The following is a 24,088-nucleotide window of genomic DNA, read 5'->3' as shown; positions in this document are numbered from 1 at the left end:
CCGCCCTAACGGGGCGCACCCCAACCGGGGGTGCGCCCCGTTTCGTTGGTGGGTGCGGGCCGGTGGGTGGGTTGTGCCCACCCGTCCCTCCCCCAGCTACCGCTGGGAGGTGCCCCCCCCCGGCGGGACGATTGCCCACAAGTTCACCTGATCGGGTGGGAATCGGAAGACCCCTTTCCTTTTTGGCAGTCGCTGTCGCGAGAATCGTTGCGGTTGGCTGCGAGTGGGGGCTGCGCATGATCGGGACCAGGGCGGTGTGCGGGCGGAGGCTGGGCCTCGCGCTTACGGGTGTGTGGCTGCTGTGTGCCGTCGTCTGGCAGCGGTACTGCCCCCACCATCCGCTGCTGGTCCCGCTGCTGGCCGCCCCCGTCCCCGTCCTCGCGTACGCGTATCGAGGCCGCCGCTCCCGGCTGGTCCGCGAGCTGGAGCGGGCCCGCGAAGTGGCCGTCGCCGCACAGGAGGTGGTGCTGCGGCCGCTGCCGCCCCGGCTGGACGGGATCGAGATGGCGGGCGGCGCCCTGTCGGCCAGCCGTGGCGCCGCGCTCGGCGGCGATCTGTACGAGGTGCTGGCCACCGCGCACGGCGTCCGCGCCGTCATCGGGGACGTACGCGGCCACGGCCTCGCCGCCATCGGCACCGTCGCCGCCGTGCTCGGCAGCTTCCGCGAGGCGGCGCACGAGGAGGCCGAACTCGCCGGTGTCCTCAGGCGGCTGGACCGCGCGCTGCGGCGCCACTTCGGCGACGACCACGGCGAGGAGTTCGTGACCGTCCTGCTGCTGGAGATCGGCCCCGGCGGCGAGCTGACCGCGCTCAACTGCGGCCACCCCTGGCCGTACCGGCTCTACGAGCAGCCCGTGGGCCCGGCGCTGGCCCGGCAGATCACCCCCGGTGACGTGCTGCCCCCGCTCGGCCTGTTCCCGCTGCCCGCCGAACTGCCCCTGGCGCACTGCACCGCGCTGGGCCCGGGGGACGCGCTCGTCCTGTACACCGACGGGGCCGAGGACGCGCGCGACGCCCACGGCACCTTCTTTCCGCTGCGCCACGCCCTCGGCGAGGCCGCGGGCAGCGGCCCCATCATCCCCGCGGCGGTCGTGGCGGCGGTGCGCGCGGCCCTGCTGCGCCACACCGGCGGCCGGCTCGCCGACGACATCGCCCTGGTGGCGCTGCGCAACGACCGCTGTCCGCTGCCCGCGAGCTTCACACCCCGTGTGAAACGGACTTCACTACGCTCATAGGCGCAGAGTCCACCGGGAGGGCGACATGGAGCCCAACACACTGCTCGACTCCGTACTCGACGAGGCCGGAATCTCCCACGCCGGGCTGGCCGCGCACATCAACGAGGCGGGCCGGGCCCGGGGCATGAAGCTGCGGTACGAACACACCGCGGTGGCCCGCTGGCTGAAGGGGCAGCGGCCGCGCGGCCAAGTGCCGGACCTCATCTGCGAGGTGCTCGGCGAGCGGCTGCACCGCGCCCTCACCCTCGACGACATCGGCCTCGGCACCCCGGGCACCCCGCGCGCCCCCTCCACCCCGCTGTCCGGTTTCGTCGAGCGCGCCACCGCGCTGTGGCGCTCCGACGAACAGCAGCGCCCGCACGTCATAGGAGCCCCCGCGGTCACCGGCACGCCCGCCGTGATCCCGGTATGGGAATGGGAGAACCCGCCCGAGGACTCGGACGTCTCCCGACACGGCCTCACGCGCGTCTCCATGACCGACCTCGACATGCTGCGCGCCGCCCGTGCCCACTACGAGCAGATGTACCGCAAGGCGGGCGGCATCGCGACCAGAGCCCGGGTCGTGGGCTTCCTCAACTCCGAGACCGCGCCCCTGCTGCGCGGCGCCTACGGCGACGACATGGGCCGTCAGCTGCACCGGGCGACCGGCGGCCTGGTCGCCATCGCCGGGATCTGCGCGTACGACTCCAACGCCCACGGCCTGGCCCAGCGCTACTTCCACCAAGCGCTGCGGCTCGCCAAGGCCAGTGGCGACCGGGGTCTTGGCGCGTATGTGATAGCGCTGCTCGTCACCCAGTCGCTGTTCATGAAGGAGTACCGGCAGGCCGTCGCGTTCGCCGAATCGGCGCTGCGCGCCGCGGGATCCCAGATCACCCCGGCGCTCGCCGCCGACCTGTACGCGATGCAGGCCAAGTCGTACGCGAAACTCGGCGACGGCCACAGCGCCCTGGCCTGCATCCGGCGCGCCGAGACCGCCGCCGAGCGGATCCGGCCAGGACAGGAGCCCGACGAGACCGGCTATGTGCAGCCGGGCCTGGTCAACATCCAGGTCGCGGAGGCGCTGTTGAGCCTCGGTGACCTCGGTGCCGCCCGGGAACATGCCACCGCCGCGGTCGGCACGCCCGCCCATGACCGGGGCCGGGTGCACCGGCTCGCCATGCTCACCCACATCGAACTGAGACAGGGAGACGCGGACCGGGCGAACGCCACCGCGGTCGAAATGACCGAACGGGCCCGCGGCATGGAATCCCAGCGGTTACGCGACCGGCTCCGCGCGGTACGCGAACACCTGGCCGCCAGCGACTGCGCGGCGACGTCCGAGGCCGCGGAACTCATCGACGGGGCCCTGCGCGTTCCGTTCTGACCGTGGCCGCCACCGCGGCCCGAATGTGGGCCGCGCCCTCGTCAGCGGGTGGCCGAGGATTGCCATCTCTCCGACGGAAGGTGGCCGAGCCCATGCGATGGAAGAATCTCACGGAGCAGACCGTGTACGAGAACCGATGGTTCCGGGTCAACCTCGCTGACGTCAGACTCCCCGACGGCCGTCATCTGGACCACTACCTGATCCGGTTGCGGCCGGTGGCCGTGGCGACGGTCGTCAACGAGGCCAACGAAGTACTGCTGCTGTGGCGGCACCGTTTCATCACCGACAACTGGGGCTGGGAACTGGCCGCGGGCGTCGTCGAGGACGGTGAGGACATCGAGTACGCGGCGGCGCGCGAGATGGAGGAGGAGACCGGCTGGCGGCCCGGCCCGCTGCGCCATCTGCTCTCCGTGGAGCCGTCCAACGGGCTCACCGACGCCCGGCACCACATCTACTGGGCCGAGGAAGCCGAGTACGTCGGCCCCCCGGAGGACGACTTCGAGTCGGACCGCCGTGAATGGGTTCCACTGAAGCTGGTGCCCGACCTGGTCGCGCGCGGTGAGGTGCCCGCGGCGAACATGGCGGCTGCCCTGCTGTTGCTCCACCACATCCGCCTGGGCTGATCCTCACCGCGCGGGCCACGGCGGGCGACGGGACCCCGGCCGGGAACGGCTAGTGTCCCGCCGCCTGCCACACCGCCAGCGCCAGCGCGGATACCCCCGTCAGAGCGGCGATGGAGGGCAACGGCCAGCGCCCGTGCTCCAGGACGCGGACGCGCCCGGCGAGTTGGCTCAGCTCTTCCTCCGTCTGCTCTCCACGGTGGTCGTGCAGGATGAGCCGGCCGTCGACGCGGGCGAAGCCCACTTCGACGCTCCGGCGGAGTTCCGCGAGCTCCACGGCTAACGCGGTCTGCTCGGGCTCGGTGGTCACGGGTTTGCTCCCCTTCCGGATGTACGTCCGTACTGCACTGTTCACGCTCCGAGTCAACCGCGTGACGGGGCGGCGCGGGAGAGTGTGTGGGGATTGTGTGTGAGTCACCGGCGCACACCCCGTGCGAACAGCGCCGTGCACCGTACGGCGACAGCTTCGTGTGCCGTGCGGCCCCCAGAGTGGCGCAACTGCCTGCGGGTAGCGATGGGAGGGAGGAGGACCGGGTAACCGAAGGAAGTGGACGCATGATCGCCGCTCCGATGTGGGACTTCGGTGCTGACCAGGGAGCCCGGCAGTTCGCCGCGCTCGGTATCGCACTGCTGCTGTCCACTCTGATCGGGCTCGAACGGGCCGTGCTCCAGAAGAGCGCAGGGCTGCGCACCCACACCCTGGTGGGGGTGGGCAGCGCGCTCTTCATGCAGGTGTCCCAGTACGGCTTCGCCGATGTGCTGAGCCGCGAACACGTCGACCTGGACCCCTCGCGGGTGGCCGCGCAGATGGTCTCGGGCATCGGCTTCATCGGCGGCGGCCTGATCTTCGTGCGGCGGGATGCCGTGCGCGGTCTGACCACCGCCGCGACCATCTGGCTGACCTGCGCGGTCGGCATGGCCTGCGGCGGCGGCCTGCCGCTGCTGGCCACCGCCGCCACCGCGGTCCACTTCCTGGTGGCGCGCGGCTATCCGCTGGTCACCCGCCATATGCCGGCGATCCTGTCGGCCGAACAGCGGGAGTTGCAGCTGTCCTACCGGGTGGGCGGCGGACTGCTGCCCCGCGTTCTGGAGCTGTGCACGGCCGCCGGTTTCCGGGTGCTGCGGGTGCGGGTGGACCGGGCCCCGTGGAAGGGCCGGGACCGGCTGACCCGGAGCGTCCGTGCCGAGGGGGAGGAGACCGGCCCCGGCGGGACGGATGTCGTCGAGGTGCTGATCACGCTCGAAGGCCGGGGCGACGTCCTGCGCCTGGTCGGACAGATCACCGAACTGCGCGGCGTCCTGAGCGCCGACGCGGGCGCGGAGCTGGACGCCGCGGAGTAGATCAGGCGTACTCGTAGAAGCCCGAGCCCGTCTTACGGCCCAGCCGCCCCGCGTCGACCATGCGCAGCAGCAGCGGGGGAGCGGCGTACAGCGGCTCCTTGTACTCGGAGTACATCGAGTCGGCGATCGCCGCGATGGTGTCCAGGCCGATCAGGTCGGACAGCTTGAGCGGGCCCATGGGGTGGGCGCAGCCCATCTCCATGCCGTTGTCGATGTCCTCGCGGTTCGCGACCCCGGAAGCGAACATCCGGATGGCGGACAGCAGGTACGGGATCAGCAGCGCGTTCACGACGAACCCGGCCCGGTCCAGGGCGTGGATCGCGTGCTTGCCGAGCACGCCCTCGACCAGCGCCTCGGCGCGCTTGATGGTCTCCTCGCCGGTGGTCAGCGCCGGGACCAGCTCGACCAGCGACTGCACCGGGGCCGGGTTGAAGAAGTGGATGCCGATGACCTGGTCCGGGCGCGAGGTCGCGACGGCCAGCTTGACCAGCGGGATGGACGAGGTGTTCGAGGCGAGGATCGCGTCCGGGCGGGTCACCACCTGGTCCAGGACCTGGAAGATCTCCGTCTTGATCTGCTCGCTCTCCACGACGGCCTCGATGACCAGGTCGCGGTCGGCGAACTCCCCGAGATCGGTGGTGAAGCTCAGCCGCTCCAGCGTCGCGTCCCGCTCCTCCTCGCTGATCTTGCCGCGGGCGGCGGCCTTGTCGAGAGAGGTGGTCAGGCGGGTACGGCCGATCTCCAGGGCCTCGCCGGTGGTCTCGGCGACCATGACCTCCAGGCCGGACCGCGCGCACACCTCCGCGATGCCCGCTCCCATCTGGCCGCAGCCCACTACTCCGACGCGTTCGATGTCGGTCACATCGTGCCTTTCGCTGAGCTAGCTGTCTGTGTTGATCCCCCTGTCGACCCAGACGTTACCCCCCGGTTAGGCGCGGCGGACGGGCCGGGGCGGCATTGGTATGCCCCGGCCCGGCCGTCCTCACGGTGTGCTGATGGGCCCGTTACGAGACGTCCCCGCGCAGGATCCCGCGGCCGTTCGTGCCGACGTAGACGCGGCCGTAGACCCGTGGATCGCCGGTGATGGTGGCGCCCGTCCAGCCCCACTGGTGGGCGTCGTCGTTGATCCGGGTCCAGCTCTTCCCGGTGTCGGTGGAGCGGAAGATGCCGCGCACCCCGCCGATCTTGGCGCTGGTGTAGAGCGTCTGGTACGAGGCGCCGGGGGCGGCCTTGCCGAAGCCGATGGTGTCGGCCTGCTGGACGTTCGGCAGCTTGGTGAAGGTCGCGCCGGAGTCCGTGGAGTGCCACAGCCCGTACGCGCCGCTCGCGGTGCCGCCCGCGAGCCAGATGTCGCCCTCCGCGCCGGGGACGGCCTTGAAGCGCACGCTCTCGGCGGGCAGCCCGGAGGACGCCTTGGCGGTGAAGGTCGCGCCGCCGTCGGTGCTCACGTAGAAGGTGCCGGACTTGTAGCCGTAGAACTTCCTCGGGTTCTTGCGGTCGGACTCGACGGTCGCCCCGGCCGGGATGCCGCTCGACGCCGTCCAGGAGTTGCCGAAGCCGGTGGTGCGGTAGACGGACGACGCGCCGTCGGGGCTCCAGACGAAGCCGCTGCCGTCCGCCGCCGCGGCCACCGTGCCGCCGCCGGTGACGCCGGGCGGTTCGGTGCCCTGGAACCAGTTGGCGCCGTTGTCGGTCGAGAAGGCGATGCGCGGGGCGGAGTCGTTGTTGCCGACCCGCACCACGGTGTTCGGGCTGCTCTCGGCGTAGTCCAGGCTGGTGCTCGAGGTGAACGACGGCGAGGTGTACATCTTCGCGGGCACCGCGTCGAGGTCGGTGTGGCGGAAGCCGCCGATGTCGCCGAGCGCGCTCAGCAGCGGGGCGCCGGACGGCGGGCTGGCCAGGTCGTTGACGGCCGTCTCCTCCAGACCCTTCACCATCGGCGTGATCTTCGCCTGGCCGCCGGAGTCCCATGCGGTGAGGTTCTCGGTGCCGAAGATCGTCGCGCCGGTGCCGTACATCATCCGGTTGGAGTCGAACGGATCGATCTCCAGTGCCTCCGTCATCCAGCCCAGCTTCGGGGTGACCTCGGGCGGTGTCGGGTTGGTGCCGAAGTTCAGCCAGGGGACGGAGGAGATGTCCTGGGTGTAGCGGAAGGACCGGTTCGGGTAGCTGGTGTAGTCCCAGGCCCGGGTCCAGGTGGCGCCGGAGTCCGTGGAGCGGAAGATCTGGGTGTCCGGCCACCAGGAGCTGTAGCCGGTCACCATGAGGGTGCCGGGCTTCTGCCGGTCGACGGTGAGCCCGCTGTAGCCGAAGTAGGTGTCGGCGTCCGCCATGGGGCTGATGTTCTTCCACTCGCCGGTCGCGGTGGCGTACCGCCACACCTGGCCCTTGTCGCCGTCGTACGGGCCGCCCTTGTCGCTCGTCGTGAGGTAGAGGTAGCCGTTCTTCGTGTCGAGCACGCCCTTGTGGGAGAGATAGCCGGTGGGCTGCCCGGCCACCCGCGACCAGGTGGCGCCCGCGTCGGTCGAGCGGTAGACCGTGTTGTCCTTGTCGGCCACGCCCACGTAGAGGGTCTTGGTGGCGCTGCCGGACGATCCGGTGCGCTCGTCGAACGTCACCCACACCACGCCCTGGTTGTCGCTCGCGTAGCCGCTGGTGTCGTTCGGGTCCTGGACGTAGTTGCCGGGGTTCGGGAAGGCGGTCACCTTCGACCAGGTGACCCCGGAGTCGGTGGAGCGCCACAGGCCGTTGCCGCTGGGCGCGCCGAGGTACAGCACGCTGTTCTTGTTCGGGTCGACCGCCAGCCGTTCGCCCATGCCGCGGCCCGGCATATTGCCGCCGAGCTTGAAGGGGAGCGCCGTCGACTGCCAGGTGGTGCCCCGGTCGGAGGAGCGCAGTATCGCACCGTTGCCCGGGTCCCAGCTGTTGGTGTACGTACCGGCCGCCACGTACACCTTGTCCGGCGCGACCGGATCGCTGGCCAGGCTGACCACGCCGGTCCAGCCCCAGCGGTCCCAGCCCACCGAGTCCAGCAGCGGCACCCACCGCTTGCCGGACTGGTCCCAGCGGTAGGCGCCGCCGATGTCGGTGCGGGCGTAGGCGAGGTTCTTCTCCTTGCGGTTGAAGACGATGCCGGGGACGAAACCGCCGCCGTCGACGCGGACGTTCTTCCAGCTGTAGCTGTCGGCCAGGCGCTTCGCTTGTGGGGTGTCATCGGGGCGGGCCGCGGCGGGGGCGGCGGCCGCGGTCAGTAATCCGCCGACGAGTGCCAGCGCGGCCATGAGCGCGCCGAGCGGTGTTCTCCTGCCTCTGCTGCGCACGGGAACTTCCTCTCCGGGCGTGGGGGTTTGGTGTATTGGGAGCGCTCCCATGCGTGCGTGCTTTCGATGCTAACGGCCGGATGGCCCTGCGAGAAGGGTGAAGTCGAGGGATACCCATTGCCGCCCGCCCCCAAGGCGCCCATCATCGGCGGGAGTTGCGCCTCAGTGAGGAGTGGGCATGGGTCGGAACACGGGCATCACACGACGCAGTCTGACGGCCGCGGCCGCCGGGGCACTGGCCACCGCCGCCTGGGCGGGTGAGGCGATGGCGGACGAGGCCGGGCAGGGGAGCCGCAGACAGTTCCGCGGGATGTGGCTGGCCACGGTCGCGAACCGCGACTGGCCCGCGCGCACCGGACTCCCCGCCGCCGAACAGCGGGCCTCGCTGCTCGCCTTCCTCGACACCGCCGTCGAGCGGCGGCTCAACGCGGTCGTCTTCCAGGTCCGCCCCACCGCCGACGCGCTGTGGCCGTCCCCGTACGAGCCCTGGTCGGAGTGGCTGACCGGGGTGCAGGGCCAGGACCCGGGCTGGGATCCGCTGGGCACCGCCGTGCGCGAGGCCCACCGGCGCGGTCTGGAGCTGCACGCCTGGTTCAACCCGTACCGCATCGCGAACCACGCCGACCCCACCAGGCTGCTCCCCACCCACCCCGCCCGGCTGCACCCCGAGTGGGTCGTGCCGTACGGCGGCAAGCTCTACTACAACCCCGGGCTGCCCGAGGTCCGCCGCTTCGTCCAGGACGCGATGCTGCACGCGGTCGCGCGCTACGACATCGACGCCGTCCACTGGGACGACTACTTCTACCCGTATCCGGTGGCGGGCCAGGTCTTCGACGACGACGCGGCGTACGCGCGCCACGGCGCGGGCTTCCCCGACCGGGCCGCGTGGCGGCGGAACAACATCGACCTGCTGGTGCGGGAGACCGGCGTACGCATCAAGCGGCTGAAGCGGAGCGTGCGGTTCGGCATCAGCCCCTTCGCCGTGTGGCGCAACCGCGCCACCGACCCGCTCGGCTCCGACACCCGGGCCGGGGTGCAGACGTACGACGACCTGTACGCGGACACCCGGCGCTGGGTGCGGGAAGGCTGGATCGACTACATCGTTCCGCAGGTCTACTGGAACATCGGCTTCGCGGCCGCCGACTACGCCAAGCTCGTGCCCTGGTGGGCGGAGCTGGTGCGGGGCACCGGGGTCGGCCTCTACATCGGCGAGGCGCTGTACAAGGCGGGCGATCCGGCGCAGCCCGCGCCCTGGCAGGACCCGGCGGAGCTGTCCCGGCACCTCACCCTGTGCGCGGACCATCCGCAGGTGCGGGGGAACGTGTACTTCTCGGCGAAGGAAGTGGCCGCCGACCGCAACGGCGCGATGGCGCGCGTGGTCGCCGACCACTATCCAGGTCGGGTACGTCCGCCCCGCTGAGCCCGAGCCTGAGCCCGGTTCGCGGCCGCGCCGCTACCGCTACCGCGGCCGCTGTCCGGCGGGCAGGTGACGTACGACGGAGTCGGGTCCCGGGGAGAACAGGCATTCATGACCGTCGTCCTCGTAACGGACGCGGTACGGCGGTTCACCGTGGTCCCCGAGCACTTCGATGATCTCTGCGGTCCGGTCGTGAACTCCGACAACCCTGCCGTGCACCAGCAGCTTGTCGCCTACGGTCGCCTCCATCTGCGTGACCTCCTGTAGTGCGGCTACCCGGAGGGCAATGCGATCCCTGTGGCCAGTCTATGGCCGCTCCACCCGGATCGCGCCCGCCGGGCTCGCCCCGGTTCACGCCCCTATCCCCGCTGCGTCACTCCAATGCACACCAGGACCGCGACGGCGGCGATCGGTGCGGCGGGACCGATGTGTTCGCCGAGCAGCAGCACCGACCACACCAGGGTCAGCAGCGGCTGGGCCAGCTGGAGCTGGCTGGCCCGGGCCACGCCGATGGCGGCCATGCCGCGGTACCAGACCACAAGCCCCACGAACTGCGAGCCCACCGCCAGCCACAGCAGCCCGGCCACGGCGTGGCCACCGAGCTGTACGTCCTCGGCGGACAGCGCGATCACCGCGCCCGGGACGGCCACCGGGACACACGCCACCAGCGCCCAGCCGATCACCTGCCAGCCCGGCATGGTGCGGGCCAGCCGCCCGCCCTCGGCATAGCCCGCCGCGCACACCAGCAGCGCGCCGAACAGATACAGATCGCCGGTGGTCGGTGCGCCGCCGCTCTGCTGCACCGCGAAGCCGATCACCACGGCGGCCCCGGTGAGCGCCGCAGCCCAGAACCGGCGCGAGGGCCGTGCCCCGGTGCGCACGGCGGAGAACACGGCCGTGGTGAGCGGCAGCAGCCCGACGACCACGGCGGCGTGGGAGGTGGTGGAGGTCTGGAGCGCGAGCGTGGTCAGCAGCGGAAACCCGATGACCACCCCGGCCGCGACCACCAGCAGTCCGGGCCAGTGGCGCCGCTGCGGCGGCGCCGCCCGCCGCGCCACCAGCGCGCCCCCGGCCACCAGCGCCGCGAGCACCATCCGGCAGGTGGTCACCGACCAGGGGCCGAGCCCCTCCAGCGCCCAGGCGGTGCCGGGGAAGGTGAGGGAGAAGGCGACCACCCCGAGGGCGGCCAGCAGCGTTCCGCTACGGGCGGTGCCGTGGGCATCGGCCGCAATGGTGGCGGTGGCGGGCTTGGCGGTGGCGGTGGCTGCGTCCGGCCCGGGGCCGGTGGCGCCGCTCACCGCTATCGTGTCGTCGGCAGTAGCGCTATCCTGTGCTCTCATGCAAGAGCGTAGCAGTGTCGCCGAACTGGTCGAATCCCTCCGCCGGGATCTGAACCGCTACTCTCCCGGTGAGAAGCTGCCGTCCAGCCGCGCCCTGGTCGAACGCCACCGGGTGAGTCCGGTCACCGTCTCCCGCGCCCTCGCCGCGCTCGCCGCCGAGGGGCTCGTCGTCACCCGGCCCGGCGCCGGTGCCTTCCGGGCCGCGCCGCGGGTCGAGGCGCCACGGGCCGGGGACACCTCCTGGCAGGAGGTCGCGCTGAGCGTCGAGACGCCCGGCGAATCGGTGCCGCGCTCGGTCGACGCCTCGGGCGTCCTGGCCACCCTCGCCGCCCCGCCGCCCGGGATCCTGGAGCTGAACGCCGGTTATCTGCACCCCTCGCTCCAGCCCGAGCGCGCCATGGCCGCCGCCCTGGCCCGGGCCGGGCGGCGGCCCGGCGCCTGGGGCCGCCCGCCCATGGAGGGCCTGCCCGAGCTGCGCGCCTGGTTCGCCCACGAGATCGGCGGCCGCGGCGGGGCCGTCGCCGCCGCCGACGTCCTGGTCACCGCGGGCGGCCAGTCCGCGCTGACCTGCGCGCTGCGCGCCCTCGCCCCGCCCGGCGCGGCCGTCCTGGTCGAATCGCCCACGTACCCCGGCATGCTCGCCGCCGCCCGCGCCTCCGGGCTGCGCCCGGTCCCCGTACCGGCCGACGCCGACGGCATCCGCACCGATCTGCTCGCCGAGGCGCTGCGGGCGGGCGGCGCCCGCGTCGTCGTCTGCCAGCCGCTGTTCCAGAACCCGACCGGCGCGGTGCTCTCCGCCGAACGGCGCCGTGAGGTGATCCGGATCGCGCGCGAGGCGGGCGCGTTCGTGATCGAGGACGACTTCGCGCGCCACCTCGTCCACGAGGACGCGCCCCCGCTGCCCGCGGCCCTCGCCGCCGACGACCCCGACGGGGTGGTGGTCCACGTCCGCTCCCTCACCAAGGTCACCTCGCCCAGCCTCCGGGTGGGCGCCCTCGCCGCCCGCGGTCAGGCGCTGGAGCGGCTGCGCGCGATCCAGGTCGTGGACAGCTTCTTCGTCCCGCGCCCGCTCCAGGAAGCCGCGCTGGAGCTGGTCGGCGCGCCCTCCTGGCCGCGCCATCTGCGGACCGTCGCCGCCGAGCTGCGTACCCGCCGCGAGGCGCTGGTCACGGCGGTGCGGCGGGAGCTTCCCGAGCTGCCCCCGCCCCATGTGCCGCCCGGCGGCTACCACCTGTGGCTGCGCCTGCCGCACGGCACCGACGAGGCCGCGCTCGCCTCCGCCGCGCTGCGCGCCGGGGTCGCCGTGGCCCCCGGCCGCCCGTACTTCAGCGCCGAGCCGCCCGCCCCGCACGTCCGGCTGAGCTTCGCCTCGGTCGCGGGCACCGGTGAACTCGCCGAGGGCGCCCGGCGGCTGCGTACCGCGTGCGACGAGGTGCTCGGATAGCGGACACCCTTCTCATTCAGGAGCCCACCCCGGGAGCCCGGCAAACCGTACGATGCGCCAATGACGTTTCGGCTGACGCTGGTCGCCGCCGGCTCGACTTCCTCGCGCCTCGGGGAACGCTTCGACGACGACCGGCCGCTGGATCCGGCGGGCCGCCGCGCTGCCGAGCGCGCCGCGCCCGTCCTGCTGCCGCTGGCCGCGGCGGAGCTGCGCTACTGTTCGCCGTCGCCGCGCAGCCGGGAGACCGGCCTCGCGCTCGGCTTCACCCCGCTGGTCCAACTCGCCCTGCGCGACTGGGACATGGGCCGCTGGGGCGGCCGTACCCTCGCCGATGTGATGGCACGCGAGCCGCGCGCGGTCGACGTGTGGCTGGCCGACCCCCGCTCGGCGCCGCACGGCGGCGAATCGCTGCTGGCGTTCATCACCCGGGTCGGCGGCTGGCTGGACACCCGGCCGGTCGAGGAGCACGCCAAGATGCTCGCGGTGGCCGACCCCGGGGTGATACGCGCCGCCCTGCTGTACGCCATCAAGGCACCGCCGCACTGCTACTGGAACGTCGACGTGACCCCGCTGTCCACCATCACCCTCACCGGCCGCGCCGGACAGTGGCGACTGCGGGTGGAAGGCGAGGTGGCGGGTTGAGCGGGTGGCGTTCACCTGGATGATCATCAGCGGTCGCGGCGGCCGGGGGCGGCGGCCATCCGCCCTATCCGATCGGGCGCGAGCAGGTCTTCGACCTGGTCGTACACCCGACACAGGCCAGTTCCATCGAGCCCGGGTCGGTCCTGTCAGCGACTCCTTCGACCAGCAGTGTGTGGGCACGCTCGTCCTTCCCGACGGCGACATCACCTTCCAGGGGCTGATCTCCGTCACCGCCGCCGGTCCCGGTGACATCAACGTCGCGATCACCGGAGGCACGGGCCGCTACCGCACCGCCCACGGATTCATCCACGCCGTCATCACCAACACGACGGACACCAACCTCACCGTGCATCTCATCCTCTGACCACGGTCAGCCCGCGCCGTGGAAGCGGTGGTGGAGCGTACGGACCTCCTCGGCGAGGGCCGGGTACGGGCCCTCCACCACCGCGCCCGGTACGACCTCGCGGATCGGCAGGGTCCGTACCGGCGGTGCGGGTACGCCGAGTTCGGCGAGCCAGCCCGACAGCTGCTCCGACGAGCTGGCGTACACGATGCGGCCGAGCCCGACCCAGCCGTGCGCGGCCGCGCACATCGGGCAGTGCTCACCCGAGGTGTAGACGGTGGCCGCGGCCCGCTCCGCGGGGGTCAGCCGCGCCGCCGCCCAGCGGGCCAGCGCGAACTCCGGGTGGCGGGTGTGGTCGCCGCCCGCCACCTGGTTGTGGTCCTCGGCGAGGACGGTCCCGTCGGCGGCGACCAGCACCGAGCCGAAGGGCTCGTCACCCGCCTCCAGCGCCTCGGTCGCCAGCTCCACACAGCGGCGCAGATGCCGCAAGTCGTCGTCGGTCACGATGCCTCCCCCGGTGGTGATCAGGCCCGCATCTTAAATCGGTTTCAGTCCGTAGGCCCGCTGGCGCACCTTGGGCTGGTTGCCAGGTGCCATTCGCTGGACGAGGCGTGCGCGTGCCTCGTCGCTGCGGATCAGGACGGCGCGCAGTGGCTGGCTGTTGAGCGAGGTCGGAGCATTCTTGATCTGTGCTGTGCGGGCCTCCTTGAAGAGAAGGTCCTGCGCGTCAGGGGCGAGCAGTGAAATCACGGAAGTCAAAGCGTTTTACCTCGTGCAGGAGAATTATCAAATTCAGCACGGGGGTAGCTGCCGAGAAAAACGATCCGGCTGTTGCGGCGGCGCAAGGCCGCGACGACCGATCCGACGGGGGGCTCGTCTATATGGCCCTCGCATTCGAGGAGGAAGGAATAGCCGCCGAAGCCGGCACCGCTGGGTCTGGACAGCACCGATGTCAGAGGCACGGAGGTGCGGACGAACTCATGTAGTACGTCATGGAGGTCGCTCACCTTGCCCGCCAATGGCACGACGAGGGTGCTGCGGTCCGACCCCGTCGGCAAGGACGGCCTTTTGCGTCGGGCGACCTTCACGAATCGGGTCACCGCGTCCGGCCGGGCTCCTATGCTCTGGGCGACGACATCAAGTCCGTACCTCGCGAGCGTCTTTGGCGAGGCGATGGCGGCACTACTCGGAGCACGTGACGTTCCCACCTCGCGGGCGGCCTGCGCGGTCGAGGAGGACGCGACGAAATCAGCGTGCGGGAGGTGGATGTCGGTCCAGGTGCGGCATTGTGCGTGGGCGTGCGGATGCGTCAGCACCCGGCGTACCGAGGAGAGTGAGCCGCCCGGCGGTACGGCGAGTGCGAATTGGACGGGAAGCAGCGTTTCGCCGGTGATACACAGGTTCTCGCTGTGGGCGAGGGCGTCGACGGAGGCGTTTACGGCCCCCTCGACGGAGTTCTCCCAGGGCACCACCGCGGCCTCCGCCGTCCCGCTGCGAACGGCGTCGAGCGCCTGGCGGACGCTCGGGTACGGTGCGGCCGCGCCAGACCGTACCTCCAGGCCGGCGAGCGCGGCTTCGGTGAACGAACCGGACGGGCCCAGATAGGCGGTGGTCATCGGACGGAGTCTCCTTGGTGTTGGTGAATCCCATAGGTCCGGCCAGGAGGCCCCGGGCAAACACCGTGGCGTCATGCACCGGCTTGGGGCTGCGGGCTGCGGACCGAGCCCGGGTCGATCAGTCGGAACATCTCCACGGTGTCGAAGTAGTCCTCGAAGTGCACGGCCAGGCCGTCCTTGCCGAGCGTCCAGGAGTGGACGAACCGCAGGGTCGCCTTCCTCCCGTCGCGGGAGGTGACCTCCCGTTCCCCGAGCACCATCACCCGGTCGCCGTCGACCAGGAACTCGTGCGGGGCGAGGGTCATCCCACCCAGTACGTGGGGCACTCGGGCGAGGAACTTCCGCATACCGTCGTGCCCGTGCTTGGGCCCGCCGAGGCCCACCTCGCGCATGCCGTCGGGGTGCACCCAGACGACCTCGGGGGCGAAGCACGACAGGACGGCGTCGATGTCCCGGCGGTGGAAGGCCTCGTACGCCGCCCGTATGCGCTTCTCCGCGTGGGTGGCGCTCATACGGAAACCTTCTTCGCGTCCTTCAGAGGAATGTCGGGGAAGTGCGCCCGTAGCGTGCGGCGGATGCCGTCGTGCCACTCGACGGTGCAGTCGCCGATCAGGGAACGCCGCTTGAAGCTGTCGAAGGCGTACGTCTCACGGGTGACGGCGGTTTTCTCGAACTTCGCCTCGACACCTGTGATCGCGGACATGTACTCGGCGCAGTCGGTCATGCCGACCGGCTCGTCACCGCCCCAGTTGACGACTGTCGCGGGCGTGCTCGCGATGCCCCACAGGAGCGGGACCTGGTGCACGAGGTCGTCGGTGTGGATCAGCGATGCCCAGTTCTGGCCTTCGAGCGGGATCTGGAGGGGCTCGCCGGCCAGCATCTTCTTGAAGTACATGACGGGCACGCCACCGTAGGATGCGGGGCCGTACGAGATGTTGAGGCGCGCGATGGTGGTGGGCAGGCCGAGCGTGCGGGCGTACGCGCGGGCGGCGCCCTCCGCCGCGATCTTGCAGATGGGGTACGCCGGCAGCCAGTCGGCCACGCCGTCCAGCGGGTCGGTCTCCTTGTACTGGTGGTCGAGTGTCTGGCGCTTGTAGAAGGCGCCGGTCGACACGTGCAGGAAGGCATCCGCCTTGCGGCAGTGGGTCATGAGCCTTCCGACGGCGACCGAGTTGACCTCGATGGCGGTGTCGAAGTCGCCATCGTGGCCCCGGTGCACCGCGGAGTGCATGACATGAGTGAAGTCGTCGGGCAGCGAGTCGAGGGTGTCCTCGCCCATGTCCCAGCGATACGTCGTGATGCCCTGGGTACGCAGTTCGTCCTCGACGCCGGGGGTGGCGAAGCGGCCGAGGCACCAAACCTCGTTGTCGGCGGCGAGGGCCTCGGCGACCGGGCGGGCCGCCTGGCCGGTGCCACCGGTGATCAGAATCTTCTTACCGCGTGTCACAGCTTTTCTCCTGCGATTACTCGCCGTTGAGGGACCGGTCGAGCTCGGCCCGGAGGATGGCCTGGAAGGTGGCGACGTGCTTGGGACCCATGAGCGTGTAGTGCTCACCGGGCACGTCGAGGTAGCGGTTCTCCTCGCGGGTGTGCTCGTCCCAGCGTCGGAGCTCGTTGTTGAGCCAGTCCTCCTTGGTTCCGCGCAGCGGGATCGCGTAGAACACGCTCATCGAGCGCGCGGTGCCGCTCGGGTGGTAGGTGCGGCCGAGTCCGGTCAGGCCGTCGGCGAGGTCGGCCCAGGCCGTGAACCGGGGCAGATCGAGGTCCAGTTCGGCGAGCCGGTCCGGCGGGGCGATCTCGATCAAGTGCTTGAGCTGCTCGTCCTTGCTGAGCGGACGCAGCTGGGCGGGCAGCTCGAGAGCCTGTTGCTTCGAAATCAGCTCCAGGAACATCGCCAGGTTGACGGCGGTCTCGATGTAGTCGAGTTCGTCCATGCGGTACTTGATGTGTGGCGGGAGGTTGAAGCTGCCGAGGAAGTCGACCCGCTCGCCCTCGGCCTCCAGGATCTTGGCGATCTCGAATGCCACCGCCGAGCCGAAGGAGTAGCCGGCCAGTGCGTACGGGCCGTGCGGTTGCCTCTCGCGGATGGCGGCGGCGTACGTACGGGCCATTTCGTCGAAGGACTCGAAGGGCTTCTCGCCGGGGTTGAAGCCGCGCGCCCGCAACGCATAGAAGGGGCGCTCCTGTACGAAGTACTTGGCCAGGTTGACGAAGACGAGGACCTCGCCGACTCCCGGGTGGACGCAGAACAGCGGCGTCTTGTCGCCACTGGTCTGCAGAGGGACGATCGGGTCGTACCCGGCCGGACCTTCCTCCTCGCCCACCGTGAGCCGCTTGGCGAGCTCGCGGACGCTCGGCGCGGTGAGGATGGCGAGAACCGGCAGGTCCGCGGCACCGAGCCGGGTGCCCACCAGCCTCTTCATGCGCAGGATGTCCAACGAGGTGCCGCCCAGGTCGAAGAAGCCGGCCGTGGCGCTGATCGTCTCGGGCGCCATGTCGAACAGTTCGGCGTAGATCCCGGCCAGGGCCTGCTCGGTTTCGCCCACGGGGGCGTCGTATCCGCCGAGGTGGCGGGTGACCAGTTCGTCGATGGCTGCCCGGTGCGCGGCGTAGTCGCCGGTCTCCAAGCGCTTTCGCATGAGTGAACGCTGGATCTTGCCGAGGCTGGTCTTGGGGAAGGCGTCCTTGGGCAGCGGCAGCAGCAGCGCCGGGCGGAAGCCCCAGGCCATGACGGTGCTGTTGCGTACCGCGATCAGCAGGCGGTGCAGACCGGCCTCGTCATCCGGGTCCAGGGTGGTCGCGAAGGCCACCACCAGCTGCTCGGTGTCGTTGCTCTCCGGGCGAGTCGGGAAGGCTGCGACGTACGATGTGCACACCCCGTCGAGGTCTTCCAGGAGCGCTTCCAGCTCATGGCTGAAATAGTTCACGCCGTTGACGATGATGCTGTCCTTGCTGCGCCCGACGAGGGTGAGCCTGCCGTCGACGAGGCACCCGAGGTCGCCGGTGCGGAACCAGCCGTCGGTGGTGAACGCGTCCTTGGTGGCCTGCGCGTTGTTGAAGTAGCCCCCGGTGACCATCGGTCCGTTCAGCTGGACCTCGCCGATCTCGCCGTCGGCCAGCACCCGGTCCCCGCCGTCCTCGGTTATCCGGATGGTCAGGCCCGTCACCGAGCGACCCACCGCGGCGAACTCCGCGTCGAGGTCCTGGTCGGGGAAGTCGCGATTGTAGATGCTGCCGGCGCAGGTCTCCGTCATGCCGAACGCCGGCCACAGCGCGTCGCGGTCGAGTCCGTACGGAGCGAGGTTGTCCAGGAAGGTCACGCCGGTGGCCACCGGATTGGCCTCGCCACCGGAGACGATGTGCCGCAGTCTGGACAGATCCAGGGTCAGTTCGCCGGGCATCTCCGCCAGGGCCTGGTTGATCAGGCCGAGCAGGAAGTTGGGCGTGAAGGTCATCGTCACGCGGTGCGCGTCGATGAGCCGGAGGAAGCGCACCGGGTCACCCAGGATGGTATCCGGGGTGGTCTGCAGCTGGTTCGCACCGACCGACAGCGGCAGCAGATGCGCCTCCAGCAGGGCAGCGACGTGATCGTAGGAGATCCAGTTGAGCGTGATGTCCGTCGAGGTGAGGCCCTGCATCTCGGCCTTGGCCGCCATGGAGGCCAGCAGGTTCGCGTGGGTGAGCATGACGGCCTTGGAGCTGCCCGTGGACCCCGAGGTGAGGACCAGCAGGGCGACGTCCGTGGGCCGGGCATGGGAGATCGTCACGTCCGCGGGGGCGATATCGCACGCATCGGGGGTGAGGTGGTCGAGGACCGCCACAGCCAGGCCCGGGACCTCCGGCATATCGTCACGCAGCCGGGCTGTGGTGACCAGCAGGGGACCGTCGAGCAGGGCGTTGACGTGCGCGAGCTGAGCGCTCCACCGCTCCGGATCATTGCGTAGGGGAACAAGGGGACAGGCGGTCATACCACCGAGCAGACATGCCCAGAAGGTGGACAGGAAGTCCTCCGGCCTTTCCAGCAGCAGAGCGATCGTGCGGCCTGCTTCCGCGCCACGGGCGCGCAGTCCCGCCAGTATCCGGAAGGCTTCGCCCAGCAGTTCGGGGTACCGCTGGAGCCGGCTCTCTGTCACGTCGTCCGCCCCGCAGTACCGCAGCCCGTTGTCCGGGTACTGTTCGGCGGCCTGGAGCAGCAGGTCAGCGAGGTGGGTGGACTCCGGCCGGGACCGAGGAGCCGTCCGGAAGGTGGTGGGCACGGATCCCTGAATCGTCATCATCGTCCCTCTCCTGAATATACGGAAAGACCCGCGCCGGGCGAGGCGCTCCCGGGCGGCGGGGCCGCCCCCGCGTCTCCAGCAGGTGGCGAGGGAATTGCGGTGCCGCACTGAGATCAGACGTCGTCCCAGTTGCCCCGTCATTTCCCGTGAGTCATTCAGCGGTTAAATCAGTCTGATAGCTCAGGCCCTTTGACGGTGAGTCACCGTTATCAGGTCGGCAACCAGAGAGAAACCAGGTCGGGTTGGGATCGTGTTGAGGTTTTCCTTGCAACCCAAGGGCATCAGACCGTCAGGCTGATTGCTGTGCTGCAAGGAAGGGATAATTCGTGAAGGTTTACCGCCACAAGAACCGAGTCGGCCAGGATTCTGTCGCTGTATCAGGCGTGACGGGACGCCGGCGGTGGGTGGGCTATGCCGGAACGTTGGTGGCTGCGGTGGCGGTCATGGGCGTCGGCGGTGCCGGTACGGCTTCGGCGGCAACGACGACGACCGCGCACGCGGGCGACGCGACGGCACCCGTGTCCAGCCTCACCAGTCCCGTGGGCGAGTCGGTGGACGCACTGTGGCACCACACCGAGATGTACCACCTGAGTGACCCGTCGTGGGAGGTGACCAGCATGCTCACCGACCCCACCGGGAACCTCAAGGTGCACGGCAAGATGCTGGACGACACCCTGTCTCCGATCGTCGAGGCAGGCACCGGGGCCCTCGGCGGCTAGGTTTTCGCCGGCCACGGGCGGGAAACCGGTTGTGACGTCGGCGGGTCCCGGCAGTCGGGGCCCGCCGACGCGGAAACCTGATTTCGCATGCCATCACGTCAACGCTGACCAGAACAGAACAAGGCTGCACATGCGCAAGGACATGTTGCGAATGCGTTGAAGCTGAAGCCGCCCTCTCAGACCCGCTCGGCCCGCTCCCGCAGCAACCGGCGCTCCGGGGCGTTGCGGGTCAGGGAGGCGGCGCGCTCGTATTCGGCGCGGGCCTCCTCCCGCCGCCCCAGCCGCTCCAGCAGATCGCCGCGGACGCTCGGCAGCAGGTGGTATTCGCGTAGCGCGGGGTCCGCCACCAGGGCGTCGACCAGTTCCAGCGCGGCCGCCGGGCCCTCCGCCATCGACACGGCGACCGCCCGGTTCAACTCCACCACCGGGGACGGGGTGAGCGCGGCCAGCCGGTCGTAGAGGGCGGCGATGGTCCTCCAGTCCGTCTCCTCGTAGCGGACCGCCCGCGCGTGGCACGCGGCGATCGCCGCCTGGAGGGCGTACGGGCCGTGGCCCGCGCGGTGCAGGGCCTCGACGCCGCGGCGGATCAGCAACCGGTTCCACCTGGCCCGGTTCTGGTCGGCGAGCAGCACTGGCGCGCCGTCCGGGCCGGTGCGGGCCGGGATGCGGGAGCCCTGGAACTCCAGGAGCGCGGCCAGCCCGTGGACCTCGGGCTCCTTGGGCATGAGCCCCGCCAGCACCCGGGCCAGCCGCAGCGCGTCCTCGCACAGGGCCGGGCGCACCAGATCGGCCCCGGCCGTCGCGGAGTAGCCCTCGTTGAAGATCAGGTAGATGACCTCCAGGACCGAGGAGAGCCGGGCGGCCCGATCCTCCCCGTACGGCACCTCGAAGGGCACCCGGGCCTTGGCCAGCGACCGCTTCGCGCGCACGATCCGCTGGGCGACGGCCGCCTCCGAGGCCAGGAACGCGCGGGCGATCTCCTCCGTCGTCAGCCCGCCCAGCAGCCGGAGAGTCAGGGCGATCCGGGCCTCCGGCGACAGCACCGGATGGCAGGCGGTGAAGATCAGTCGCAGCAGGTCGTCGTCGATGTCCTCGGGGTCGCCGAGATCCGCCGGATCGGGCGGCGGTACGTCCTCCAGGGCCCGCCCGACCTCGGCCAGCTTGCGCGCGTACGTCTCCTTGCGGCGTACGAGGTCGATCGCGCGGTGCTTGGCGGCGGCCATGAGCCAGGCTCCCGGCTTGTCCGGGACGCCCGACTCCGGCCACTGTTCCAGCGCGGCGATCAGGGCATCCTGCGCCAGCTCCTCGGCGATGCCGACGTCCCGCACGATGCGGGCGACACCGGCGATGATGCGCGCGGATTCGATCCTGAAGACCGCTTCGACCGTTTCGGTCGCGTTTGCTGCCGTCACGGCCACCCATCAGAGCAGCCGCCCGGTGGTGCGGCAAGCGGAACCGGATCAGCCCTCGTCGATCTGGCGGACCTCGGCGGTGATGGTCCAGTAGTCCTCGTGGGTCTCCAGGAACCGCTTCGTCCACTCCAGCGCCTCGGCCTTGTCCTTGGCCTGGATGAGCGAGTAGCCGCCGATGACCTCCTTGCTCTCGGTGAACGGCCCGTCGGTGTAGCCGATCTTGCCGCCGGACCAGGTGACCCGGGTGCCCTCGGAGGTGGGCTTGAGCCCGGCCGTGTCGAGCATCACGCCCGCCTTGGTGATCTCCTCCAGCAGCGCGCCCATGCGCTCCATCAGCTCGGGGCTGGGGCCCTCGGCGGGGGCGTTCTTCTCGTCGATGCGGATCAGGGTCAGAAAGCGCGGCATGGTGACTCCTCGGTCGCCGGGGCGGGGCCGTTCCCCGCCGCTCACCCTTGCGTCGAACGGGAGACGCCGGGATCGACAGCTCCCCGGAAAATTCTTCGGGGAATTTTTCCGGGGAGCACGGCGAGCGGGACAACGGGTGCCGTCAGTCCATGTGCTGTAGCCGTGGGTCAGCGCGTCACCGGCCCGCGCCACCAGGGCGGCGTGGCCAGCCCCCGGTAGAGGGCGGCGGCCGCCCCGGGCAGCCGGTCGGTCGCCGCCGAGGTGGAGAGGGTCGACATGACGGCGAGCCCGAGGGCGCCGCCGACCTGCTGCGCGGTGTTCAACACCGTGCACGGACGGGGCGTCACCCGGCCCGGCTGTCCTCACGCCGCGGTCTGCGGTGTCAGCGTCTCGGGGTGGAACTGCTCGACACGGTCGCGCTTGGTGTACATGTCCCAGTAGTGCTCGGCGAGTTCGTCCGGGTCGACGACCGGGAACCGCGCACCGTCGACCGATGTGGCTTCGAGCTGGGCGGCGGCCGCCTCGCCCACCTCGCTGCGGGCGATCATGGCCCCGATGGTCAGGGTCCCGGCGTAGACACCGGTCCCGGCCAGCTCGGCGTTGAGGGAGTACAGGTAGTTGCGCGCGGCGGACATCACCGGGCCCAGGCCGCTGAGGTGGGGCAGCGGCTGCGCCGCCGTGTAGCCCTGGGTCAGCAGGAAGGCGCCGTCGCCGCGCTCGGTCCACTCCGGCAGCAGGGCCTGGAGAACCTCGACCGGGGTGAGCAGCAGCAGCGGGGCCAGGTCTTCCAGGGTGGCCGCGTCCAGCCTGGCGGCCGGGGTGAAGCCGTGGTTGCCGCTGATCGGCCCGTATTCGACCACGTCGATGCGGCCGAAGTGGTCACGGATCGCCTCGACGAGCGCGGGCGCCTCGGCGGGCTCGGAGAGGTCGGCGGAGAAGGGGACCGCCTCGATGCCTTCACCGGTGAGCTGCTCGGTGAGCGCGTTCAGCCGGTCCTTGCGGCGGGCGACCAGGGCGACCCGGAAGCCCTCGCGCCCGAAACGGCGGGCCACGGACGCACCGAGACCGGTACCGGCGCCGAAGACGGCGATCACTTTGGACATGGGGGAGTACTCCTTGCCGTGGAGTCATTTTGACCCTGGGGTCAACTTACTCTTCGGACGGTAACATGCATCTTGACCCCAGGGTCAGGATGTGGCTGACCGTGATCCCGGGATGCGACCATGGGGTCCGCCAGCCAGGACCAGGAGGAGTGAGCCGGATGCGGGCCGACGCGCAACGCAACGCGGAGAAACTGCGGACAGCCGCCGCCGAGCTGTTCCAGGAGCGCGGCCTCCAGGTGCCCCTGAAGGAGATCGCCCGCCGGGCCGGAGTGAGCCACGGCACCCTCTACAACCTCTTCGGCACCCGCGAGGCCCTCATCGACGAGGTCGTGACCGACCTGGCCGCGGACCGCCTCGACGAAGCCGCCGAGCACGCCCTGTCCCTCGAAGACGCCTGGGAAGGATTCGCGTACTACATCGAGACCGTCTGCGAACTCCAGGCCACCGACCCCGCACTCGCCGACGTGCTCAGCGGACGCTACCCGGGCGCCGAGCGACTGATGGCCCTCTGCGACCGGGCACACGACGCCTCCACCCGGATCATCGAGCGCGCCCAGCAGGCCGGTGCCCTCCGCCCGGACTTCACCGGCGAGGACCTCCTGTTCGTCTTCGGCACCAACGCCCTGCTCACCCGCGCGGCCGCGGACGCCGCGCCCGACGCCTGGCGCCGCGGCGTCGCGTTCGTGCTCGACGGACTGCGCACCCAGGCCGCACAGAAACCGCTTCCCGTCGGCCCGCTCACCCCGCAGCAGATGTACGACGTGATGGGCAGGCTCTCCGGGACGCCATAGGGCTCCAGCAGGCCCCGCTGTCGGTGCCCTGTGTCATTATGCGGACGCGTCCCAGGGGAGTGGGGCGCGGTCTGCTGATTGCCAGGGGGTTGGGGATGGGTGCGGGTACGGAGTCGGACGGTTCTTCCAGATCCGACGAGGAGTGGGAGCGGTTTCTGCGCGAGTCGGTGGCGGGTGCCGCCGACGCGCCCAAGGAGCCGTCGGCGCGGGCCCGCGACGTGGCGAAGCGGCTGCGCGCGGAGCCCGACCGCGGCCCGGAGGGCTGGCGCAGCTATACGCCCGCGCGGCCCAAGCGGCGCACGGGCTGGTACGTGGTCGGGCTGCTGGCCGCGCTGCTGCTGGTGGTGGCGCTCGCGCCGGGGTGGACCGTGGGCCTGTTCGCGGGCGACGACTCCGACTCCTCGCCGCTGGGGGCCGAGACCGCCCGCCCGACCGATGTCCCCCCGGCGGAGGCGGCCCGACGCCCCACCATGGACGAGCCGTTCCGCGGTTCGCCCGCGGCGGACTGGGCGAGCGGAGCGGCGGGGATCACCGTGCCGAAGGCCCGGGCGGTCGGCTGGATGAGCGCGGCCGAGGTCGAGCGGTCCCTCGCCCGCAGCCGGGACTTCCTCGTCGCGTCCGGCCTGGACCGCGGGGTGCTGCGGGGTGAGCGCCCCGAGAAGGCGATCGCACTGATCAACCCGCACCAGAGGGACGTCCA

General features: G+C 71.0%; 24 protein-coding genes and 2 pseudogenes. 11 read left to right on the top strand and 15 right to left on the bottom strand.

Going from position 1 to position 24,088, the window contains the following annotated elements; genetic code table 11:
- The first annotated feature begins 236 nt into the window (after positions 1–236).
- From SSOG_RS08590 to SSOG_RS08580, 3 genes are all read left to right on the top strand, one after another.
- The gene (locus tag SSOG_RS08590) at positions 237–1,235 is read left to right on the top strand and encodes a PP2C family protein-serine/threonine phosphatase (protein WP_050799820.1); all 999 of its coding nucleotides are present in this window, start codon (positions 237–239) and stop codon (positions 1,233–1,235) included.
- Between the two features lie 25 nt (positions 1,236–1,260).
- Positions 1,261–2,598, top strand: a complete 1,338-nt coding sequence (locus SSOG_RS08585) for an NsdA family TPR-like regulatory protein (RefSeq protein ID WP_009713820.1) — start codon at positions 1,261–1,263, stop codon at positions 2,596–2,598.
- 92 nt (positions 2,599–2,690) lie between these two features.
- Positions 2,691–3,221 carry an NUDIX hydrolase gene (locus SSOG_RS08580; RefSeq protein ID WP_039940827.1) on the top strand — a complete coding sequence of 177 codons (531 nt, stop codon included), beginning with the start codon at positions 2,691–2,693 and terminating at the stop codon, positions 3,219–3,221.
- Positions 3,222–3,270: 49 nt separating this feature from the next.
- On the opposite strand, the gene SSOG_RS08575 is transcribed toward SSOG_RS08580, so the two are convergent.
- Positions 3,271–3,528, bottom strand: coding sequence for a hypothetical protein (locus SSOG_RS08575; RefSeq protein ID WP_039936945.1), 258 nt, complete (start codon positions 3,526–3,528; stop codon positions 3,271–3,273).
- Positions 3,529–3,773: 245 nt separating this feature from the next.
- Between SSOG_RS08575 and SSOG_RS08570 the strand changes: the two genes are divergently transcribed.
- Positions 3,774–4,559 (top strand): MgtC/SapB family protein, encoded by a 786-nt coding sequence (locus SSOG_RS08570; RefSeq protein ID WP_039936943.1) that lies wholly within the window; start codon positions 3,774–3,776, stop codon positions 4,557–4,559.
- A 1-nt stretch (position 4,560) separates the two neighbouring features.
- Here the strand turns inward: SSOG_RS08570 and SSOG_RS08565 are convergent, their stop codons facing one another.
- A complete protein-coding gene (locus SSOG_RS08565) occupies positions 4,561–5,421 on the bottom strand; it encodes a 3-hydroxybutyryl-CoA dehydrogenase (protein ID WP_009713816.1) in 861 nt (286 codons plus the stop codon).
- A gap of 142 nt (positions 5,422–5,563) precedes the next feature.
- Entirely contained in the window at positions 5,564–7,879 is a 2,316-nt protein-coding gene (locus SSOG_RS08560; protein WP_342634279.1) for a xyloglucanase, read from the bottom strand.
- A 178-nt stretch (positions 7,880–8,057) separates the two neighbouring features.
- Between SSOG_RS08560 and SSOG_RS08555 the strand changes: the two genes are divergently transcribed.
- Complete coding sequence (locus SSOG_RS08555) at positions 8,058–9,299, top strand: glycoside hydrolase family 10-like protein (RefSeq protein ID WP_039936940.1); 1,242 nt, start codon at positions 8,058–8,060, stop codon at positions 9,297–9,299.
- A 39-nt stretch (positions 9,300–9,338) separates the two neighbouring features.
- On the opposite strand, the gene SSOG_RS08550 is transcribed toward SSOG_RS08555, so the two are convergent.
- Together SSOG_RS08550 and SSOG_RS08545 are read right to left on the bottom strand one after the other, a co-directional pair.
- Complete coding sequence (locus SSOG_RS08550; RefSeq protein ID WP_009713813.1) at positions 9,339–9,545, bottom strand: DUF1918 domain-containing protein; 207 nt, start codon at positions 9,543–9,545, stop codon at positions 9,339–9,341.
- 110 nt (positions 9,546–9,655) lie between these two features.
- The gene (locus tag SSOG_RS08545) at positions 9,656–10,636 is read right to left on the bottom strand and encodes a DMT family transporter (RefSeq protein WP_009713811.1); all 981 of its coding nucleotides are present in this window, start codon (positions 10,634–10,636) and stop codon (positions 9,656–9,658) included.
- Between SSOG_RS08545 and SSOG_RS08540 the strand changes: the two genes are divergently transcribed.
- The 3 genes from SSOG_RS08540 to SSOG_RS08530 all read left to right on the top strand — a co-directional run bounded on the left by SSOG_RS08540 (position 10,635) and on the right by SSOG_RS08530 (position 13,086).
- A complete protein-coding gene (locus SSOG_RS08540) occupies positions 10,635–12,080 on the top strand; it encodes an aminotransferase-like domain-containing protein (RefSeq protein WP_009713812.1) in 1,446 nt (481 codons plus the stop codon). The two genes, SSOG_RS08545 and SSOG_RS08540, sit on opposite strands and share 2 nt — an antisense overlap.
- Before the next feature lie 60 nt (positions 12,081–12,140).
- Positions 12,141–12,722 (top strand): histidine phosphatase family protein, encoded by a 582-nt coding sequence (locus SSOG_RS08535; RefSeq protein ID WP_009713810.1) that lies wholly within the window; start codon positions 12,141–12,143, stop codon positions 12,720–12,722.
- A 172-nt stretch (positions 12,723–12,894) separates the two neighbouring features.
- Positions 12,895–13,086, top strand: a complete 192-nt coding sequence (locus tag SSOG_RS08530) for an allene oxide cyclase barrel-like domain-containing protein (protein WP_050799819.1) — start codon at positions 12,895–12,897, stop codon at positions 13,084–13,086.
- 6 nt (positions 13,087–13,092) lie between these two features.
- Here SSOG_RS08530 and SSOG_RS08525 read toward each other — a convergent pair whose 3' ends face one another.
- The 6 genes and pseudogenes from SSOG_RS08525 to SSOG_RS08500 form a co-directional block, all read right to left on the bottom strand.
- On the bottom strand, positions 13,093–13,569 hold the full coding sequence (locus tag SSOG_RS08525; RefSeq protein WP_009713808.1) for a nucleoside deaminase: 477 nt from the start codon (positions 13,567–13,569) through the stop codon (positions 13,093–13,095).
- Between the two features lie 69 nt (positions 13,570–13,638).
- Positions 13,639–13,815, bottom strand: a pseudogene (locus SSOG_RS08520) (malonic semialdehyde reductase); the annotation flags it as partial.
- Positions 13,816–13,820: 5 nt separating this feature from the next.
- A complete protein-coding gene (pheA, locus tag SSOG_RS08515) occupies positions 13,821–14,681 on the bottom strand; it encodes a prephenate dehydratase (protein ID WP_050799817.1) in 861 nt (286 codons plus the stop codon).
- A 71-nt stretch (positions 14,682–14,752) separates the two neighbouring features.
- Positions 14,753–15,193 carry a nuclear transport factor 2 family protein gene (locus SSOG_RS08510; protein WP_009713805.1) on the bottom strand — a complete coding sequence of 147 codons (441 nt, stop codon included), beginning with the start codon at positions 15,191–15,193 and terminating at the stop codon, positions 14,753–14,755.
- Positions 15,190–16,128, bottom strand: coding sequence for an NAD-dependent epimerase/dehydratase family protein (locus tag SSOG_RS08505; RefSeq protein ID WP_050799816.1), 939 nt, complete (start codon positions 16,126–16,128; stop codon positions 15,190–15,192). The genes SSOG_RS08510 and SSOG_RS08505 overlap by 4 nt, the downstream gene beginning before the upstream one ends.
- Before the next feature lie 16 nt (positions 16,129–16,144).
- Complete coding sequence (locus SSOG_RS08500; protein WP_009713803.1) at positions 16,145–18,955, bottom strand: non-ribosomal peptide synthetase; 2,811 nt, start codon at positions 18,953–18,955, stop codon at positions 16,145–16,147.
- Between the two features lie 428 nt (positions 18,956–19,383).
- On the opposite strand from SSOG_RS08500, the gene SSOG_RS08495 reads away from it, so the two are divergent.
- Positions 19,384–19,677, top strand: a complete 294-nt coding sequence (locus tag SSOG_RS08495) for a hypothetical protein (RefSeq protein WP_154685911.1) — start codon at positions 19,384–19,386, stop codon at positions 19,675–19,677.
- Positions 19,678–19,853: 176 nt separating this feature from the next.
- On the opposite strand, the gene SSOG_RS08490 is transcribed toward SSOG_RS08495, so the two are convergent.
- The 4 genes from SSOG_RS08490 to SSOG_RS08475 form a co-directional block, all read right to left on the bottom strand.
- Positions 19,854–21,089 carry an RNA polymerase sigma factor gene (locus SSOG_RS08490; protein WP_039936935.1) on the bottom strand — a complete coding sequence of 412 codons (1,236 nt, stop codon included), beginning with the start codon at positions 21,087–21,089 and terminating at the stop codon, positions 19,854–19,856.
- A gap of 48 nt (positions 21,090–21,137) precedes the next feature.
- Entirely contained in the window at positions 21,138–21,494 is a 357-nt protein-coding gene (locus SSOG_RS08485) for a YciI family protein (RefSeq protein ID WP_009713800.1), read from the bottom strand.
- A gap of 167 nt (positions 21,495–21,661) precedes the next feature.
- Entirely contained in the window at positions 21,662–21,841 is a 180-nt protein-coding gene (locus tag SSOG_RS50920) for a hypothetical protein (protein ID WP_009713799.1), read from the bottom strand.
- Positions 21,842–21,856: 15 nt separating this feature from the next.
- A complete protein-coding gene (locus SSOG_RS08475; RefSeq protein WP_009713798.1) occupies positions 21,857–22,597 on the bottom strand; it encodes an SDR family NAD(P)-dependent oxidoreductase in 741 nt (246 codons plus the stop codon).
- Positions 22,598–22,755: 158 nt separating this feature from the next.
- On the opposite strand from SSOG_RS08475, the gene SSOG_RS08470 reads away from it, so the two are divergent.
- Together SSOG_RS08470 and SSOG_RS53385 are read left to right on the top strand one after the other, a co-directional pair.
- Positions 22,756–23,388, top strand: coding sequence for a TetR/AcrR family transcriptional regulator (locus SSOG_RS08470; RefSeq protein ID WP_039936933.1), 633 nt, complete (start codon positions 22,756–22,758; stop codon positions 23,386–23,388).
- A gap of 95 nt (positions 23,389–23,483) precedes the next feature.
- Positions 23,484–24,088 (top strand): annotated as a pseudogene (locus SSOG_RS53385) (hypothetical protein); the annotation flags it as partial.

The sequence above is a fragment of the Streptomyces himastatinicus ATCC 53653 genome, assembly GCF_000158915.1.
Classification (GTDB): domain Bacteria; phylum Actinomycetota; class Actinomycetes; order Streptomycetales; family Streptomycetaceae; genus Streptomyces; species Streptomyces himastatinicus.
Note: the sequence above shows the minus strand (reverse complement) of the source record. Positions and strands in the feature narration are given on the sequence as shown.

What these genes read in the sequence shown, in the direction of transcription:
- SSOG_RS08585 (WP_009713820.1), top strand. Translation starts at nt 1,261, where the DNA reads ATGGAGCCCAACACACTGCTCGACTCCGTACTCGACGAGGCCGGAATC.
- SSOG_RS08545 (WP_009713811.1), bottom strand. Translation starts at nt 10,636, where the DNA reads ATGAGAGCACAGGATAGCGCTACTGCCGACGACACGATAGCGGTGAGC.
- SSOG_RS08500 (WP_009713803.1), bottom strand. Translation starts at nt 18,955, where the DNA reads ATGACGATTCAGGGATCCGTGCCCACCACCTTCCGGACGGCTCCTCGG.
- SSOG_RS08570 (WP_039936943.1), top strand. Translation starts at nt 3,774, where the DNA reads ATGATCGCCGCTCCGATGTGGGACTTCGGTGCTGACCAGGGAGCCCGG.
- SSOG_RS08470 (WP_039936933.1), top strand. Translation starts at nt 22,756, where the DNA reads ATGCGGGCCGACGCGCAACGCAACGCGGAGAAACTGCGGACAGCCGCC.
- pheA (WP_050799817.1), bottom strand. Translation starts at nt 14,681, where the DNA reads ATGACCACCGCCTATCTGGGCCCGTCCGGTTCGTTCACCGAAGCCGCG.
- SSOG_RS08535 (WP_009713810.1), top strand. Translation starts at nt 12,141, where the DNA reads ATGACGTTTCGGCTGACGCTGGTCGCCGCCGGCTCGACTTCCTCGCGC.
- SSOG_RS08590 (WP_050799820.1), top strand. Translation starts at nt 237, where the DNA reads ATGATCGGGACCAGGGCGGTGTGCGGGCGGAGGCTGGGCCTCGCGCTT.
- SSOG_RS08555 (WP_039936940.1), top strand. Translation starts at nt 8,058, where the DNA reads ATGGGTCGGAACACGGGCATCACACGACGCAGTCTGACGGCCGCGGCC.
- SSOG_RS08475 (WP_009713798.1), bottom strand. Translation starts at nt 22,597, where the DNA reads ATGTCCAAAGTGATCGCCGTCTTCGGCGCCGGTACCGGTCTCGGTGCG.
- SSOG_RS08550 (WP_009713813.1), bottom strand. Translation starts at nt 9,545, where the DNA reads ATGGAGGCGACCGTAGGCGACAAGCTGCTGGTGCACGGCAGGGTTGTC.
- SSOG_RS08580 (WP_039940827.1), top strand. Translation starts at nt 2,691, where the DNA reads ATGCGATGGAAGAATCTCACGGAGCAGACCGTGTACGAGAACCGATGG.
- SSOG_RS08540 (WP_009713812.1), top strand. Translation starts at nt 10,635, where the DNA reads ATGCAAGAGCGTAGCAGTGTCGCCGAACTGGTCGAATCCCTCCGCCGG.
- SSOG_RS08510 (WP_009713805.1), bottom strand. Translation starts at nt 15,193, where the DNA reads ATGAGCGCCACCCACGCGGAGAAGCGCATACGGGCGGCGTACGAGGCC.
- SSOG_RS08485 (WP_009713800.1), bottom strand. Translation starts at nt 21,494, where the DNA reads ATGCCGCGCTTTCTGACCCTGATCCGCATCGACGAGAAGAACGCCCCC.